10 protein-coding genes are annotated in these 16,042 nt (G+C 42.7%); 7 read left to right on the top strand and 3 right to left on the bottom strand.

Annotation, left to right across the window (positions count from 1 at the left end):
• Positions 1-36: 36 nt before the first annotated feature.
• The 6 genes from Q7657_RS20270 (at position 37) to Q7657_RS20245 (ending at position 9,250) form a co-directional block, all read left to right on the top strand.
• A complete protein-coding gene (locus tag Q7657_RS20270; protein ID WP_107165555.1) occupies positions 37-351 on the top strand; it encodes a hypothetical protein in 315 nt (104 codons plus the stop codon).
• Between the two features lie 210 nt (positions 352-561).
• Positions 562-1,794, top strand: coding sequence for an exonuclease SbcCD subunit D C-terminal domain-containing protein (locus tag Q7657_RS20265; protein WP_107165554.1), 1,233 nt, complete (start codon positions 562-564; stop codon positions 1,792-1,794).
• 14 nt (positions 1,795-1,808) lie between these two features.
• Positions 1,809-5,606, top strand: coding sequence for an AAA family ATPase (locus Q7657_RS20260; RefSeq protein ID WP_107165553.1), 3,798 nt, complete (start codon positions 1,809-1,811; stop codon positions 5,604-5,606).
• A 187-nt stretch (positions 5,607-5,793) separates the two neighbouring features.
• Positions 5,794-6,483, top strand: coding sequence for a phosphate regulon transcriptional regulator PhoB (phoB, locus tag Q7657_RS20255; protein WP_008987779.1), 690 nt, complete (start codon positions 5,794-5,796; stop codon positions 6,481-6,483).
• A 424-nt stretch (positions 6,484-6,907) separates the two neighbouring features.
• A complete protein-coding gene (gene phoR / locus Q7657_RS20250) occupies positions 6,908-8,242 on the top strand; it encodes a phosphate regulon sensor histidine kinase PhoR (RefSeq protein WP_053987158.1) in 1,335 nt (444 codons plus the stop codon).
• 18 nt (positions 8,243-8,260) lie between these two features.
• On the top strand, positions 8,261-9,250 hold the full coding sequence (locus Q7657_RS20245) for a PstS family phosphate ABC transporter substrate-binding protein (protein WP_498827379.1): 990 nt from the start codon (positions 8,261-8,263) through the stop codon (positions 9,248-9,250).
• A gap of 38 nt (positions 9,251-9,288) precedes the next feature.
• Here the strand turns inward: Q7657_RS20245 and ppx are convergent, their stop codons facing one another.
• The 3 genes from ppx to Q7657_RS20230 all read right to left on the bottom strand — a co-directional run bounded on the left by ppx (position 9,289) and on the right by Q7657_RS20230 (position 13,525).
• Positions 9,289-10,803 carry an exopolyphosphatase gene (gene ppx / locus Q7657_RS20240; protein ID WP_107165550.1) on the bottom strand — a complete coding sequence of 505 codons (1,515 nt, stop codon included), beginning with the start codon at positions 10,801-10,803 and terminating at the stop codon, positions 9,289-9,291.
• Positions 10,790-12,892, bottom strand: coding sequence for a polyphosphate kinase 1 (gene ppk1, locus Q7657_RS20235; protein WP_107165549.1), 2,103 nt, complete (start codon positions 12,890-12,892; stop codon positions 10,790-10,792). Before ppk1 ends, ppx begins: the two co-directional genes overlap by 14 nt.
• A 132-nt stretch (positions 12,893-13,024) precedes the next feature.
• Positions 13,025-13,525: a glycine cleavage system transcriptional repressor gene (locus Q7657_RS20230; RefSeq protein ID WP_045068139.1), complete on the bottom strand. Its 501-nt coding sequence runs from the start codon at positions 13,523-13,525 to the stop codon at positions 13,025-13,027.
• A gap of 284 nt (positions 13,526-13,809) precedes the next feature.
• On the opposite strand from Q7657_RS20230, the gene Q7657_RS20225 reads away from it, so the two are divergent.
• Positions 13,810-16,041: an ABC transporter permease subunit gene (locus Q7657_RS20225; RefSeq protein WP_107165548.1), complete on the top strand. Its 2,232-nt coding sequence runs from the start codon at positions 13,810-13,812 to the stop codon at positions 16,039-16,041.
• Position 16,042: the final 1 nt, after the last annotated feature.

Genomic DNA, 16,042 nt, shown 5'->3' with positions numbered 1-16,042 from the left:
GTTTTAATTATTTCAAATATTATATGGAGTAAATGAATGATTAAGTTCGATGCAGAAGCACAAAACATTTTATCTCAAGGTATATTAACTGTTGAAGTTGATGGAATTAATAATAAAAAATTACATAAAATGTTCTGTGAAGCTCAAAGATATAGAAGAGCTAATTTAAGGGATACATCTCAAATACAGCGCGCAGAGAGCGTAGTTTATTCATGTATAAGAGTGGTGCGTTGCTTATACCTTCCTGATGATGCAAAGATACAAGTACTTGATGTACATGAACACTTCTTTGAAGCACTTCAACAATTTAAAATAGCCGAAGAGGAGTTTGGTTGTGGATTTGAATTGTGATTTAGCTTTAAAAGACTATCTATTCACTTTACGTTTTTTTATATCAATTCACTTAAAAACAAACCTGTTCCCCCAAAACTAACTCCCTGACTTATTTATCAAAAATAAAATTCCGTGATAGCAGCGCAAGGCAGTGAAATAGCGGATGTGGTTTGTGAGATCTCACGGTACAATCAGCAGATTATTTCTGGCTAGGTTGCGCATTATATTATGAAAATTATCCATACCTCTGACTGGCACTTAGGGCATCAACTCCACGGCTATAACCGCGAATATGAACACCAAGCCTTCTTAGATTGGTTAGCCGACGAACTTGAAACTCAGCAAGCCGATGCTTTGTTAGTGGCAGGGGATATTTTCGATACTGCCAATCCGCCGGCTAGCAGTTGGCGTATGCTTTATCGCTTTTTGGCGAAAGTATCTAAAACGCTACCGAATTTAGATGTGGTGATGATTGGTGGTAACCACGATTCACCAAGTAAGCTTGATGCGCCCCATGAACTATTAAAAGCCTTTGATTTGCATATGGTCGGTGGTATTCATCGCTTAGATGACGGCACGTTAGATGTTGAACGCATGTTGGTGTCTATTACCAATAAAGACCAACAAACGGCTGCTTATGTTCTCGCTGTACCATTCTTGCGCAGTGCTGATTTACGCACTGATAACCTTGATGAAAACGACGATCGCCTAATCAAAGGGGTCGAAGTGCTGTACGGTGAAATGACTCAAGCCGCCCGAACATTGCTTGCGCCAGAACAAGCAATGATCGGCATGGGACACGCGTATATGGCATCAGGGCAACTATCTGAAATGTCAGAGCGTCGTGTGTTAGGCGGTAATCAACATGCACTACCTGCTTCAATCTTTGCTGATGACATGAGTTATGTCGCACTTGGGCATTTGCACTTAGCACAAAAAGTGGCGAAGAAAGAGCATGTTCGTTATAGCGGCTCGCCAATTCCGCTATCAATGTCAGAGCGTAACTATAAGCACCAAATTTTGGCTGTAGAGTTTGATGGTAGTGACGTTAAAGCCATTGATGAAATCGCTATTCCTCGAAGTGTTGATATGCTCAAAGTACCAACCAAACCTGCACCGTTAGATGAAGTATTAGCAGCATTAAAAGCGCTACCTGACGATGAACTGCCACGTGAGCAACAGCCCTTTTTAGAAGTGCATGTGCTGCTTGATAAGCCGCAAGCTTTACTGCGTGAAAAAGTGCTGCAAGCATTAGAAGGCAAGTCAGTTCGCCTTGCCAAAATCACTCCGTACTACAATCAGCGCGAGCAACAAGACAGTTTGCAACATCGCCGTTTGTCAGATGTTTCACCACAACAAGTGTTCGCATTAAGTTGGAACAAGAAGTTCGATGGTGAGCCAACCGAAGCTATGGCAGAAGCCTTTGAAACCCTATTAACCCAAGTTGAAGAACAAGAATAAGAGAGATAATAACAATGAAAATCCTTGCGCTTCGTGGTGAAAATTTAGCGAGTTTACAAAGCCAATTTGAGATTGATTTTGCTGGCGGTCGCTTAGGTGACGCAGGCTTATTTGCAATCACAGGTAAAACTGGGGCAGGTAAATCTACTTTGCTCGATGCTATTTGCTTGGCGTTATACGATCGTATTCCTCGTCTGCAATCTAACAAAAAGAATGATGCTGAAATTGGGCGTGATGATGAAGATAACCGCATCAAAGCCAATGATGTGCGTAGCATCTTATCGCGCGGTAAAGGCGAAGGTTTTGCCGAAGTCGATTTTGTTGCTAACGATGGTTCCCATTGGCGTGCTCACTGGCATGTTCGCCGTGCTCGTGGTCGTGCTGAAGGTAAAATTCAAGCGGCGGAACAATGGTTAGAAAACATTGAAACAGGACAGCGTTTCGCAGGTAAAAAACAAGAACTACAAGCTGAAATTGAAAAGCTAATCGGGCTGAGTTTCGATCAATTTCGTCGTGCTGTGATGTTGCCACAAGGCGAGTTTGCAGCATTTCTAAAAGCAGGGGCAGATGAACGTGCGGCATTGTTAGAGCGTATGACGGGCGGTGAAATTTACGGTCGATTATCCATTGCTGCTTATGAACGAGCGAAAGATGAAAAGCTTAAACTGACACAGCTTCAAGGTAAGTTAGGTGATATCGCACTGCTCACTGATGAAGAGCGTGATGCATTAAATGCCCAATTAGCGACGTCTCGTGAGCAAGTGACGAACCAGCAACAAAAGTTAGAGCAACTTAAACAGCATCAAGATGTGTTGGTCAATGCTGAAAAAATGACGCAACGTATTGGTGAAAGTGAGCAGCAATTAGTTCAAACTAAGCAAGCACAACAATTGGCTGCGCCACGTTATCTGCAACTTGATAAATATGAGCAAGCACTACCTGCTCGCGGTGATTTCACGCTATTAACCCAAGCTCAGCAACAAGTGATTAAGTGGCAACAGTCACTGCAATCAGCAACCACTGAATTAACGGCTAAACAGCAACAACAAGGGCAATTACAAACCTGTGTTGATCAAAGCCAGCAGCAATTAGCGCAAAAACAGCAAGCATTTAATGCGCTGGAACCAAAGTTAAAACAAGCAGCAAGTATTGAGCAAAAGCGTGATGGTTTGCAGCAACAAAGTACGGAGCTGCAACAGCAATTAGCTGGCTTAAATAAAGAGCTAACGACACAGCGTGAGCAATTAGCGAGTAAGCAACAGCAGCAACAGTTAGCGCAATCAAAACAGCAACAAGTGGCGTCAGCATTGGCTCAAACACAAGGAGTAAAAGCCTTGGCTGAGCAGCAAAATGCGATCAAAGATAACATTAGCCAGTTCCAACAAGCACAAAGCCAAATTGCCCAGTTGCAAACGGACATCAAACAGCGTGAAACAACGTTAGCGTCAGTGACGCAGCAGCAAATCCAATTTGATAAACAGCTATCAGCATTGGATCAGCAAAAGCTGCAATTAACTGAGCAAACCGCAGCGCACGATCTTACTGCATTAGAGCAGTTACAAGATCAAGAACGCCAACACTATGCAGCGTATCAGCAATTAAGCAGTAAGCTGAAAGAGAGCTTATTTGGTCTTGATAAATGGCATGGCTTGTTGCAACAGCGTGATAAATCTCAGCTCACGCAGCAAGGTTTAATCAATAGCGTTGCTACTAGTGAGCAGCGTTTAGCGGCATTAGCCCCTGAGTTATTACAACTCGAAGCGCAGCACAAAGAAGTGGAATTTCAGTTAAACCAAAGCCGCGCGGTAATGAGCTTAACTGACTATCGAGAGCAACTTGTAGAAGGTGAAGCTTGCCCATTATGTGGATCGGAAACCCATCCTTATCAGCAGCATAATCCGCAAGTTGAAAGCATTATTAGCCAGCAACAGCAGCGATTACAGCAATTAGTCAAGCAATTGCAAGATGCGCATGCTGAGCAGCGTCAGCTAACTCAATCCATAACCCAAGATAAGCAGCGTCAAACCGAACTTGAGCAAGATATCGCAGGATTCAATAATACCATTCAAGGGTTAGTGAATCAGCAGCAATGCCATTGGACAGATTTAATGGCAGTGGAGTTTGATGTTATTACGTTGGCTGAAATTACCTTATCAACTGACAGTGATGTAGCTCAGCTTTCTCATTACCAAGCCAATTGGTCGAAAGCGGTCGATGATGCCAAAGCGCAAATGCTGCAGATCAAAGAGCAGGGTGAACAGCGTAGAGTGCTGATTGAAGAGGTTAAGAAACAACAGCTTCAGTTACAGCAGTTAACTAAGCAAGAAGCCGAGCTGAAAGAGCAATGCTACCTGTTAACTCAGCAACAAACCCAAGCGCAAGAGCAGTTCAATGCGTTTACGACACAAGCGAACAACTTGCAAAATGTGGTTGCTGAAAGACAACAAGCGTTAATGGCTATTTACGGCAATGATGCATGGTTAAACGCTTTAGCCCAGCAAGGTAAAGCGGGCTTTATTGCCGATTTAGAGCTGCAAATTCAGCAATATCAAACCAATATTGAGCAACAACAATTGCTCGAAAAACAGCTGACAGAGCTTGCGCCAGTGCTCGCAATGTTAATCAATAGTGTGCAACATGCAGAACAACAAGCTAATGACATCACAGCCAAAGTGACTCATCTAGCGAAAGAGCAACAGGCTTGCTGGCAACAACGTGTGGAATTAGTAGGTGAGCAGCCACTTGATACGATTGAACGCTCAGCAAAAGAAGATATTGAAGCGCAGCAGCAACAGTGCCAACAGCTACAAACACAATTAAACCAATTAGCAGAAGTGATTGCTGTAGAGCTAACCAAACAGCAGAACGCGACTCAACAGTTAGCGGAATCTGAAACGGCACAACGAAAGCAACTACAAGTGTGGCAAGCATGGTTAGAAAAACTGGCGCTCACTGAAGCGGAATTAACAGCACTGTTAAGCAAAGATGAAGTATGGTTACAACAAGAGCGCACTGAGCTTAAACAGTTAGAGCAAGCGGTGTCGCAAGGCGAAACCATTGTTAAAGAAAGACAGCAAGCAAAGGTTGATTATCAGCCAACGGTTGAACTTGCCAAGCAGTGGTTTAGTGAGCATAACATCAGTGATGATGCTTCAACTCAGCAGCAGTTGTTTAGCCAATGGCAGACAGAAAAGTCACAACTGGATGATCAGGTATTCCAATTACGCCAGCGCTTAGATTTAGGCGAGCAAGCTGAAAAACAAGCAGGGGATTTACGCTCTGCATTAGCGACCCAGCAAACGCAAACTGAGCTGTGGATGGAAATGAGCGATTTAATTGGCTCAGCAACAGGTAATAAATTCCGTACCTTGGCACAAGGGTTAACGCTGCAACAGTTGGTGATTAATGCCAATGAGCACCTTCATGATCTTGCGCCTCGTTATGCGCTGCAACCTGTACCGGGCAGCCCGTTAGCGCTGCAAGTCATCGACCATGATATGGGTGATGAAGTGCGCAGTGTGGAATCGCTCTCAGGTGGTGAAAGTTTCTTAGTGTCGCTGTCGTTGGCATTAGCGTTAGCATCGCTTGCTGCTGATACCCGTCAATTAGGTTCGCTATTTATTGATGAAGGTTTTGGTACGCTCGATCCTGATAGCTTAGAAATGGCATTAGCCTGTTTAGATGCCCTGCAAGCAGATGGTCGCCAAATCGGGGTAATTTCTCACGTAGGTACACTGGTAGAGCGTATTGGTGTACAAGTTGCGGTAGAAGCACAAGGCGGTGGGCGTAGTAATATTGCCATAAAAGGTTAATATTTGTGATATTTAACCTATTGTAATTATTTAACATTTATCTTTTTCATCGACCAAAATCGACCTGTTTCTTAAAACTGATATTCAACTTGGTTTATAGTTTTATTACAACAGGTCACAAAAGTGTAATATTAAACACACATAATGGCGCAGGTCAGATGAAGCAAACGACTAGGTATAATTGATTATGGTAAGAAGGATTCTTGTAGTAGAAGATGAAGCTCCAATTCGCGAGATGCTATGTTTCGTGTTGGAGCAAAAGGGCTATCAAGCAATCGAAGCTGAGGACTATGACACAGCACTAGAAAAAATGTGCGAACCATACCCTGAGCTTATTCTAATGGACTGGATGTTACCGGGTGGTTCAGGCATTAACCTGATCAAACACCTTAAGCGCGATGAACTTACACGTCAGATCCCTGTGGTGATGTTAACAGCACGTGGTGAAGAAGAAGATAAGGTTCGTGGTCTTGAGGTTGGTGCAGATGATTACATCACTAAGCCATTCTCACCAAAAGAGCTAATGGCACGCTTAAAGGCAGTAATGCGTCGCGTATCACCAACGGCGTTAGACGATGTGATTGATGTACAAGGTCTAAAACTAGACCCAGTTTCTCACCGTGTGACTTCTGGTGATGAGCCATTAGATATGGGACCAACAGAATTTAAGATGCTGCACTTCTTTATGACGCACCAAGAGCGTGTATACAGTCGTGAACAGCTACTTAATAATGTTTGGGGGACGAACGTATATGTTGAAGACCGTACTGTTGATGTGCATATTCGTCGTTTACGCAAAGCGTTAGAAGCAGGTGGACACGATAAGTTAGTACAAACAGTGCGTGGAGCAGGTTATCGTTTTTCCACTCGCCTATAGTAGTGATTTACAACTCAAACTAGGGTTGCCTCAATAAAGTAAAAATGAGCCTTCATCCATTATCGTCGTTTGATAAGGTTGGAGGTTATGTTGTTTATACCCAAGCAACCTCAAGATGTAGTGTTCAGCGAGACGACCTTAGTTCTCAGGCGCGGCAACGATTCGAAGATATAGTGGTTCTACATTGAGAATCGTTAACAAAGTCTGAGAGCTAAGGACGCTCGCCCTTTGGGAGCGTGTCACTGAGCCGACTTCTTGCGTCAGACAACTTGGAAAGAGCTCGCTATTCCGCTTCGTTGTCTTCCTTGAATTCAACGCAGTGACATCGCTCTGAATCAGGCATCTTGAAGTCGCTTGGGTATATACGAGTAAAGAAATTAGATGTAACGGATCCATACCATAACTCCGTTACTAGGAGTAAAACATGGTCGAAAGATTGTCATGGAAAAAATTGGTATGGGAGCTGATTTTATTTTATCTACCTTGGATCATTCTTGGGATGATTTTTGGCCATCTTCCGTGGTTCTTACTCGCCGCAACATGGATCCAACTGATCTGGCATTTTCATAATCAGCTAAAAATGTCAGATTGGTTGTGGAAAGATCGCAGCCTTACTCCTCCTTCCGGCTCTGGTAGTTGGGAGCCACTCTTCAATGGTATGTATCGCTTACAACAGCGTAATCGTCGTCGTCGCAAAGAGCTGACAACGCTGATCCGTCGTTTCCGTAATGGTGCTGAATCGTTACCTGATGCGGTGGTTGTTTTCCGCAGTGAAGGCAACATTGTGTGGTGTAATAAACTTGCTCAGCAATTATTAGGCTTACGCTGGCCTGATGATGCCGGTCAGCCGATCAGTAACTTATTACGCAGCCCTGATTTCGTCCGTTATTTATCACGTCAGTCGTTTGATACGCCTTTAGAAATCACTTCGCCAATGAACTACGACCGTACGTTAGAGCTTCGTATTATGCGCTACACCGAAGGCGAATACTTGATGGCAGTACGTGATGTATCTCAGCTTAAACAGCTTGAAGGTATGCGTCGTAATTTCTTTGCTAACGTGTCTCACGAGCTTCGTACACCTATGACGGTACTGCAAGGATATTTGGAAATGTCGGCCGATCCAGACATGTTAGTCGGCCCGATGTGGGATCGCGCACATGGTGTGATGACAGAGCAGTTAGCGCGAATGAATGCACTTGTAGAGCAGCTTCTTACTCTTTCTAAAATTGAGGCGGCTCCAACTATTGAATTAGAAGATGAAGTCGATGTGCCAGCGATGCTCGATATCTTAGAAAAAGAGGCGGTATCACTGAGCGGTGATAAGAATCAACAGATTAGTTTTGATGTCGACCACAGTTTAAAAGTGCTTGGTGATGATGATCAGCTACGTAGCGCGATTTCAAACTTGGTGTATAACGCGGTGAAACATACCCCAGCAGATGCTGATATTAATGTGCGTTGGTACCGTGTTGCTAATGGTGCTCGATTAGAAGTTACTGATAGCGGTGAAGGTATTGCTGCGCAGCATATTCACCGATTAACTGAGCGTTTCTACCGTGTTGATAAAGCGCGTTCTCGCGAAACAGGTGGTAGCGGTTTAGGTTTAGCCATTGTAAAACATGCATTAAGCCATCACGATTCGCATTTAGAAATTGAAAGTGAACTAGAAAAAGGCAGTACTTTCTCATTCACTTTACCATCACGTTTGGTTGCGGATAAAACAAATCCAACTGAATTAACCCATGACATTATTTAGTGATCTGATTGTATGCACATGAGAAGTACGCTTAATACGATTAAATCTTTGGGGATGGTAACTGCGCTGTGGCTTAGCGGCAGCACAGGCGCTTATGCGCAAACGTCTGATGTTGCTTTAATGCCGTATAAAAGAGTCAGTGGTATATCAGGTAACTTATCTTCTGTAGGTTCAGATACCCTAGCGAACTTAATGACTTATTGGGCTGAAGAGTTTAAGCGTCGTTATCCGAATGTGAATATTCAAATTCAGACTGCAGGCTCGTCAACAGCTCCAACTGCCTTGGTTGAAGCAACGGCACAGATCGGCCCGATGAGCCGAATGATGAAAACCAAAGAGGTTGAAGCATTCGAGCAAGAATATGGCTATAAGCCAACGGCCATTAAAGTGGCAGTGGATGCATTAGCGGTTTTTGTTCATGAAGATAACCCATTAAAAGGGATCAACTTTGAGCAATTAGATGCGATTTATTCTCGTACTTTGCGCTGTGGTGGATTAGAGCCTATAAATCAATGGGGACAGTTAGGCTTAACGGGGAGTTGGCAAAATCGCGGCATTCAATTGTTTGGTCGTAACTCCGTATCAGGCACTTATGGTTACTTTAAAAAGCGTGCTTTATGCCGTGGCGATTTTCGCAATAACGTTAATGAACAACCGGGATCGGCCTCTGTTGTTCAATCTGTCTCAACATCGTTAAATGCTATTGGTTACTCAGGTATTGGCTATAAAACAACAGGTATTAAAGCGATCCCTGTTGCCCGTGAAGGGAATGATTATGTGGAAGCGACAATTGAAAATTCCGTTAATGGACGCTACCCATTGTCGCGCTTTTTATATGTTTATGTGAATAAGCATCCGAATAAACCGTTAGCGCCGATGGAAGGTGAGTTCTTACGTTTTATCCTTTCTAGTGACGGTCAAAAAATTGTGCAAAAAGATGGTTATATCCCATTGCCTGTCGCTGTTGTAGAGCAAAACTTAGCAAAACTCGGTCTATTAAAAGATTAAGAAAAACGCCAGCATTTAATTTGCTGGCGTTTTTCTTTCTAGTCTAATTCGTTAACGTCTAATTCCCATCCGGCTTTATGCCAATATTCTTGTTCTGTTTTCAGATCGGCTGCCAGTAGCTTATTTTCCTTTGTCCATCCGTCAGGTAACGTTAGTTGCCAATGCTCATTGTTAGCGCTTACTTTCAGCTTAGGTTGAGGCTCATCACTGCGTTGACCATTGAATACCACAGCCAAGCGAAGGGTACGAATTAATGGATAAAGATGCTTGCGTTTATAGATGGTGAGCTCTGGCATTTCAGCCAGTTTTAATGCTTTGCGTTGAAAGCGTACTAAGGTCGATAATACGGTTTGTTGTTCTAAATTAAAGCCAGGCATTGTGCTATAGCGAAGTAAGTAAGCACTATGGCGGTGAAAGCCTGGATAACTGATACTTAACCCAACTTCATGGAGTAATGCGCCCCATGACAGCAAGGTTGATAGCTCCGTTTTCTTGATGCCTGGTTGTGTCTCTATTTGATTGTAAATATCAACGGCTGTAGTTTGTACTCGTTTGGCTTGGGCAACATCTATATTGTATTGCTTTGCCATCGCCGTTGCGGTGCGCACACGAATATCTGAATGGCGGAAACGTTGCTCCATTTCATACAGCAAGCCTTCGCGCAATGCGCCACTGGAAAAGTGCATATCTTGAATATCGAGGGCTTCAAAAATCGCACTAAGAATGGCTAACCCAGCGGCAAAGACAGGCTTTCTGTCTTCACTTAATCCCGGTAAATTAAGATCGTCTTGATGCTTAAATGCGCTGATATCATCAAGCAGTTGTGTCAGCCTCGCTGATGTGATCACACCATCACTGTGCCCTTGGGCAATTAATACTTCACGAATGGCTTTGATAGTGCCTGATGAACCTAAGGTTTTATCCCAGCCAATATCAAGGTATTTATTGGCGATACTTTCGAGTTTTTGTCTTGCCGCTAATTGTGCAGCAGCAATGTTTTTATGGCTCAACTTGCCATTGGTAAAGAATTGTTTGTTATAGCTGACACAGCCCATGTGCTTGCTATAAAGAATATGAGTGTCAAACTCTTCACCAATCACTAGCTCTGTACTACCACCACCAATATCAATGATCAGTTTCTTGCCTTTATCTGGCTGAGTGTGCGCCACACCAAGGTAGATCAAACGGGCTTCTTCAGTGCCGGGAATGATTTCAATCGGAAAGGGTAATATACGCTCGGCACGCTGAAGAAAAACGTGGGCATTTTGTGCTTGTCGTAGGGTATAGGTTGCTGCAATACGGACATTTTCAGGCTCAAACCCTTGCAGTCTTTCAGCAAACATTGCCAAGCAGCTTAAGCCACGGTTGATCGCTGCTTGGTCGAGGTTTTGTTGTTTATCAAGCCCAGATGCGAGATGAACACGCTGCTTATGGCGGCTAACGATTTGCAAGCTTTGTCCCACAATACGTGCTACTACCATATGAAAGCTATTCGATCCTAGATCGATAGCGGCAATCTCACGAGGTAGGGAAGAGTGATTATTTTCTGTCATCGTGTCTCTCTGCTCTTTCAGCGTGCTTTTTGAGTCGTTTTTCGCTGTGTTTCAGATAATCATAAATGGCTGTTTGTGAGCGAATTTTGCGACGATTACCACGAGGTACATAATGATTGTGCATCCCTTCATCAATCACACGGGCTTTTACGGTATCGCACAGTTGAATGTTGAGAATATCGATAATGCGTTGTTTGAGTGTTGGGGACTTAATTGGGCAACCCACCTCGATACGATTATCAATGTTACGGCTCATCCAATCTGCTGATGAAATATAAACATCAGGATCACCATTGTTTTCAAATACAGCGACGCGAGGGTGTTCTAAAAATCTATCGATGATACTGATCGCGGTGATGTTATCGCTGATCCCTTTAATCCCCGGTACCAATGAACACATACCACGAATGATTAATTTGATTTTTACGCCATTGTTGCTGGCTTGATACAGCATATTAATCAAGCCTCTATCAACAAGGTTGTTGACCTTAAGTGTAATACCGGATGGCAAGTTTTGCTTGGCGTGAGCAATTTCTCTATCGATTAATTCGTATAAACGTGAGCGTGAGTTACGTGGTGAAACGATGAGTTGTTCAAAGTTAACGGGGCGATAAGGGTTAGCGATATAACCAAATACTTGTTTGACTTCATCGGTGATAGATTTATCGCATGTTAATAGTGAAAAATCGGTATAAATACGGGCTGTCTTTTCATTGAAATTACCGGTACCAAGATGCGCATAACGAACGAGTTCATTGCCTTCTTTTCGGGTGATCAAACATAGTTTGGAGTGTATTTTTAACCCCGGCACACCGAAGATCACATTCACTCCAGCTTCGGTTAATCGTCGTGCCCATTCGATATTGGCTTCTTCATCAAAGCGAGCTTGAAGCTCTACTACCACAGTGACATTCTTGCCGTTGTTGGCGGCATCGATCATTGAATCAATGATCCGTGAGTTTTTCGCTACACGATAAATATTGATTTTAATGCTACGTACTTTGGGATCGTAAGAAGCTTGGCGTACCAGCTCTGTCATATGGCTAAAGGTGTGGTACGGATAGTAGAGTAAAATATCTTGTGCTTTGATGGCATCAAAGGCATTACGAGCCGATTTGAAATGATAGCTTTCAATTGGTGTGAGATCTTTATTTTCAAGGTAACTTCTGCCGACATTCGGAAAGCCGATAAAGTCTTTAAAGTTATGGTAGCGTCCTCCCGGGATCACACTATCGTAGCTAGAGACTTTTAGCTTATCGCACAGTACGTTGATCATTTCACCCGGCATATCTCGCTGATAAACAAACCGAACAGGCATTGCTGTTAAGCGTTGGTTTAAGCCTTCCGACATTTGTTCCAATAAGCTGTGTTCAACTTCTTGGCTTAGATCGTATTCGGCATCTCGGGTCATTTTCATTGCATAGACGGCAAGGGCATCATATTCAAAAAAACCATTAAATAAATCGTCGATGCAAAGGCGAATAATGTTGTCGAGTAAAATTAACGTTTTGTGTCGTTTACCTTTGGTTTTCGGTAATTGAACAAAACGAGGAAGCTGATCGGTTGGGATTTCGATCAGAGCATAGTGGGTTTCATCACCACGACTTATCGCTACCGCAAGATAAGAATATTCGTCTTTTAATACTTGCAGAATATCAACATCGTCAGTCAGTAATATTGGGGTGACATGCGGTAAAATTGTTTGTTGGAAGTAATGTTTTAGCCATGCTTTTTGGCTGTCTTCTAACTGTAATTCGTTAACTAAGAAGATATGACGGCGCGCCATTTCGAGCAGAATTTCATTATAAAGGGTATCGAAGTCTTGATTGAGCTTCAGTACACGACTTTGAATTTTGCTTAATAGCTGTTTGGCTTGATCGCCTCCACCTTGTTCTTCATTTATTAAAATTTGGCGTTTTACATCAGCAAAACGTACTTTGTAGAACTCATCTGTATTGCTAGAAAAAATACCGAGAAATCGTACACGTTCAATTAAAGGGACAGATTTATCTGCCGCTTCTTGTAATACACGTTCGTTAAAAGAAAGCCAACTTAACTCTTTTTCAATATATAGATCGTTGGTGTTCATTCGCGGTATTCATCCTTGTACTTCGGGTATGGCGGTATTGATATTTCGCTTTGAAATATCATGGTAAAGATAAGGGATAAGCGTTACATTGAGTGCTGTTCATCAGCACCTGTTTTACAGCGTTAATTGATGTTATTGCTCAATATCTATGGTTAAGTCATCAGCTAATAATTCAAGTTGTTCTTGCACGACATCTATGCCGAGATCGGCGGGTAGTTCGAGCTGAAATTGCGCTTTGAAAATAGGGTAGCCCCAGTTAGGAGCACTTTTGGTACTGGTTTTGAGTTTGTAGATATTCACGCCTAGTTGGTGTAGGTGAGTGGTTACTTCTTTAACAATACCTAACCGATCGTTACCTGTAACGGTTAGCTTCTGCATGATCTGTTGTGAGGAAGCTTTGATTTGTGCCTCGACGATATGGATCTGAAGACCGTCTATTTGCGATAATGCACTGCTAAGTTGTTGAATATGTTGAGCTGAAACTTCTACTTGTACAATGCCTGCAAATTGCCCACTGAGCTGGGTTAATGAGCTTTTGAGCCAATTTGCGCCATTGTTATAAACCGTATCTGAGAGTTGCTCTACTAATCCGGTTTTATCTTTACCGATAACAGTAATAATGAGTTGTTTCATTACATATTTCCTTATTATTGGTTGCTAGTGAACTGACAATAAAGCAACAAACTGATTGATTGTTATTAATAATTATCCTAACAACCATTTAGGCTGTCTATGGTGTGTTAGGACGTAAATGAGTAAATGCGTAAGTAGTCATAATTCATTTATTTGGCGTAACATTTTCTTTCAGCATTAATTTATAAATTTGCGCGATGTGGAATTTTAGAAACATTTCCTGTAATAAAAGTGTCATTAAATAGCAATACACTTTAGTGCGTATAAATAGGCTTGAGGTAATAATGGCACATGCCAGTTCATTTTTAATGGGAGAAAATCAGCTTCGCCGAGTGAAAGACAAGTTAGCACGGTTAGGGGTAACTGCTGGCGGCATCTTTGTGCTAGTGACTTTAGTGCTGATCTTTTTCTATCTGCTTTACGTTATCGTACCTATTTTCTCTTCTGTTTCGGTAAAACCCACCCACTCGTTTTCCTTAGTGCTGCCAGGACAAACGGCGCAAGTAGGTATCGATGAAAGCAATACCTTAGCCTATCGTTTCACAACGGATGGGCAGGTTGACTTCATCCGTTTATCGCCTTCATCTACTGCTGGTAAAGTGATTAAACAGCGCACTATCGTTAATGATCCGACAGCTTTTGCGACCAGTCTGCCTCGTGACGGCTTAGTGGCTTATGCCATGAAAGGTGGCAAGATAAAAATTGCCAAAGCTGATTTTAACTTCACGTTTGAAAACGATAAAAAGCAGTTATTTCCTGTATTGGATTACCCGATTGGTAAGACGCCATTAACGGTTCTTCCTACGCCAACAAAGGTAGAACAACTTGCCATATCTGGGCGTGATAACCTCATCATGCTGGCAGCTTATACTGAGCAGCATCAGCTATATTTAGCTCGGTTGGTAAAAGCGGACTCAACGATAAATCCAGATCAAGCATGGCATCAGTCGTTATTTGAAGTGCGTGATATGCCTAATAAGGTGGAGCAACTTGTATTAACGCCTGATGGTAAGACGCTGTATGTATTGAGCGATTCCACCTTGTTTACTTATAGCTTGAATCATCAGCAAGCAGAGTTAAGAGCGAAAACACCATTATCAGCGGATAAATCCGTTCAACCTGAGCGTATCGATTTATTGTCTGGTGCTAATTCTCTGTTGATCACTAATTCCAATAATACGATTTCACAGTGGTTTGAGGTGGTGAAAGAGGGTAAGCGTCAGCTCATTAACGTTCGTGACTTTCACTTTTCAGCTAGTCCAATTGTGAAAATTGTGCCGGAGTATTACCGCAAAGGTTTTTTTGTGGTGCAGAAGGATGGGCGAGTATCTGCTTATTATACTTCTGAGCGTGATGTGATTTATCAACATCAGGTATTTGATAAAGTGCCGCAAGAGATTGCTATTTCACCTAAAGCCAATGTGTTATTAACCATCGATAATGGGGAATGGCAAAGCTATAAAGTGAATAACTCGCACCCTGATATTGGTATCTCTTCACTATGGCAGAAAGTTTGGTATGAAGGCTATTCTGAGCCAGATTATGTATGGCAGTCGACATCTGCCAGTGATGAGTTTGAGCCTAAGTTGAGCTTGGTTCCCATCATCTTTGGTACATTAAAAGCGGCTGTGTTTTCGATGCTATTTGCGATCCCATTAGCATTGGCTGGGGCGATTTATACAGCGTACTTTATGTCATCAAAAGTAAGACGCTTAATTAAGCCAACCGTTGAATTAATGGAAGCGTTACCCACGGTAATATTGGGCTTTCTTGCTGGCATTTGGTTAGCGCCGATTGTTGATCAAAACTTAACAGGCGTAGCACTGAGCTTTATTGTATTGCCGATCAGTATGATAGTGATTGGCTTTATTTGGTCGATGCTGCCGGGACGCTGGCGTTCACGTATTCCAAATGGTTTTCATATTGCCTTGTTGATCCCGATGATTGTGTTAGTGGGCTATGGCTGTTTTGCTGTCAGCCCTTGGTTATCTCAGCAATTATTGGGGGGCGATTTACAAAGCTATTTATCGCAACATTATGGTATTGGTTACGATCAGCGTAATGCGTTAATCGTCGGTATCGCCATGGGCTTTGCTGTGATCCCAACCATCTTTACGATTGCTGAAGATGCAGTGTTTTCTGTGCCGCCACATTTAACTAAAGGCTCATTAGCCCTTGGTGCAACGCAATGGCAGACCTTAACTAAAGTCGTGTTATTAACGGCAAGTCCGGGTATTTTTTCTGCGGTGATGATGGGGTTAGGTCGTGCAGTCGGTGAGACCATGATTGTACTGATGGCTACCGGTAATACCCCGATCATGGATTGGAATTTACTCCAAGGTTTAAGAACATTAGCAGCCACCATTGCGATTGAAATGCCTGAATCTGAAGTGGCAAGCTCGCATTATCGAGTGCTTTTCTTAGCCGCATTTGTGTTATTTGTGTTTACCTTTGTTTTCAATACGATTGCAGAGGTTGTGAGGCAGCGTCTACGTGAAAAATACAGTTCATTATAAG

This window comes from Candidatus Photobacterium acropomis (assembly GCF_030685555.1).
Lineage (GTDB): Bacteria > Pseudomonadota > Gammaproteobacteria > Enterobacterales > Vibrionaceae > Photobacterium > Photobacterium lucens.
Note: the sequence above shows the minus strand (reverse complement) of the source record. Positions and strands in the feature narration are given on the sequence as shown.

Bases quoted from the DNA above. Each gene is read 5' to 3' on its own strand.
- Q7657_RS20270 (WP_107165555.1), top strand. From the start codon at position 37: ATGATTAAGTTCGATGCAGAAGCACAAAACATTTTATCTCAAGGTATA.
- Q7657_RS20265 (WP_107165554.1), top strand. From the start codon at position 562: ATGAAAATTATCCATACCTCTGACTGGCACTTAGGGCATCAACTCCAC.
- Q7657_RS20260 (WP_107165553.1), top strand. From the start codon at position 1,809: ATGAAAATCCTTGCGCTTCGTGGTGAAAATTTAGCGAGTTTACAAAGC.
- phoB (WP_008987779.1), top strand. From the start codon at position 5,794: ATGGTAAGAAGGATTCTTGTAGTAGAAGATGAAGCTCCAATTCGCGAG.
- phoR (WP_053987158.1), top strand. From the start codon at position 6,908: ATGGTCGAAAGATTGTCATGGAAAAAATTGGTATGGGAGCTGATTTTA.
- Q7657_RS20245 (WP_498827379.1), top strand. From the start codon at position 8,261: ATGAGAAGTACGCTTAATACGATTAAATCTTTGGGGATGGTAACTGCG.
- ppx (WP_107165550.1), bottom strand. From the start codon at position 10,803: ATGACAGAAAATAATCACTCTTCCCTACCTCGTGAGATTGCCGCTATC.
- ppk1 (WP_107165549.1), bottom strand. From the start codon at position 12,892: ATGAACACCAACGATCTATATATTGAAAAAGAGTTAAGTTGGCTTTCT.
- Q7657_RS20230 (WP_045068139.1), bottom strand. From the start codon at position 13,525: ATGAAACAACTCATTATTACTGTTATCGGTAAAGATAAAACCGGATTA.
- Q7657_RS20225 (WP_107165548.1), top strand. From the start codon at position 13,810: ATGGCACATGCCAGTTCATTTTTAATGGGAGAAAATCAGCTTCGCCGA.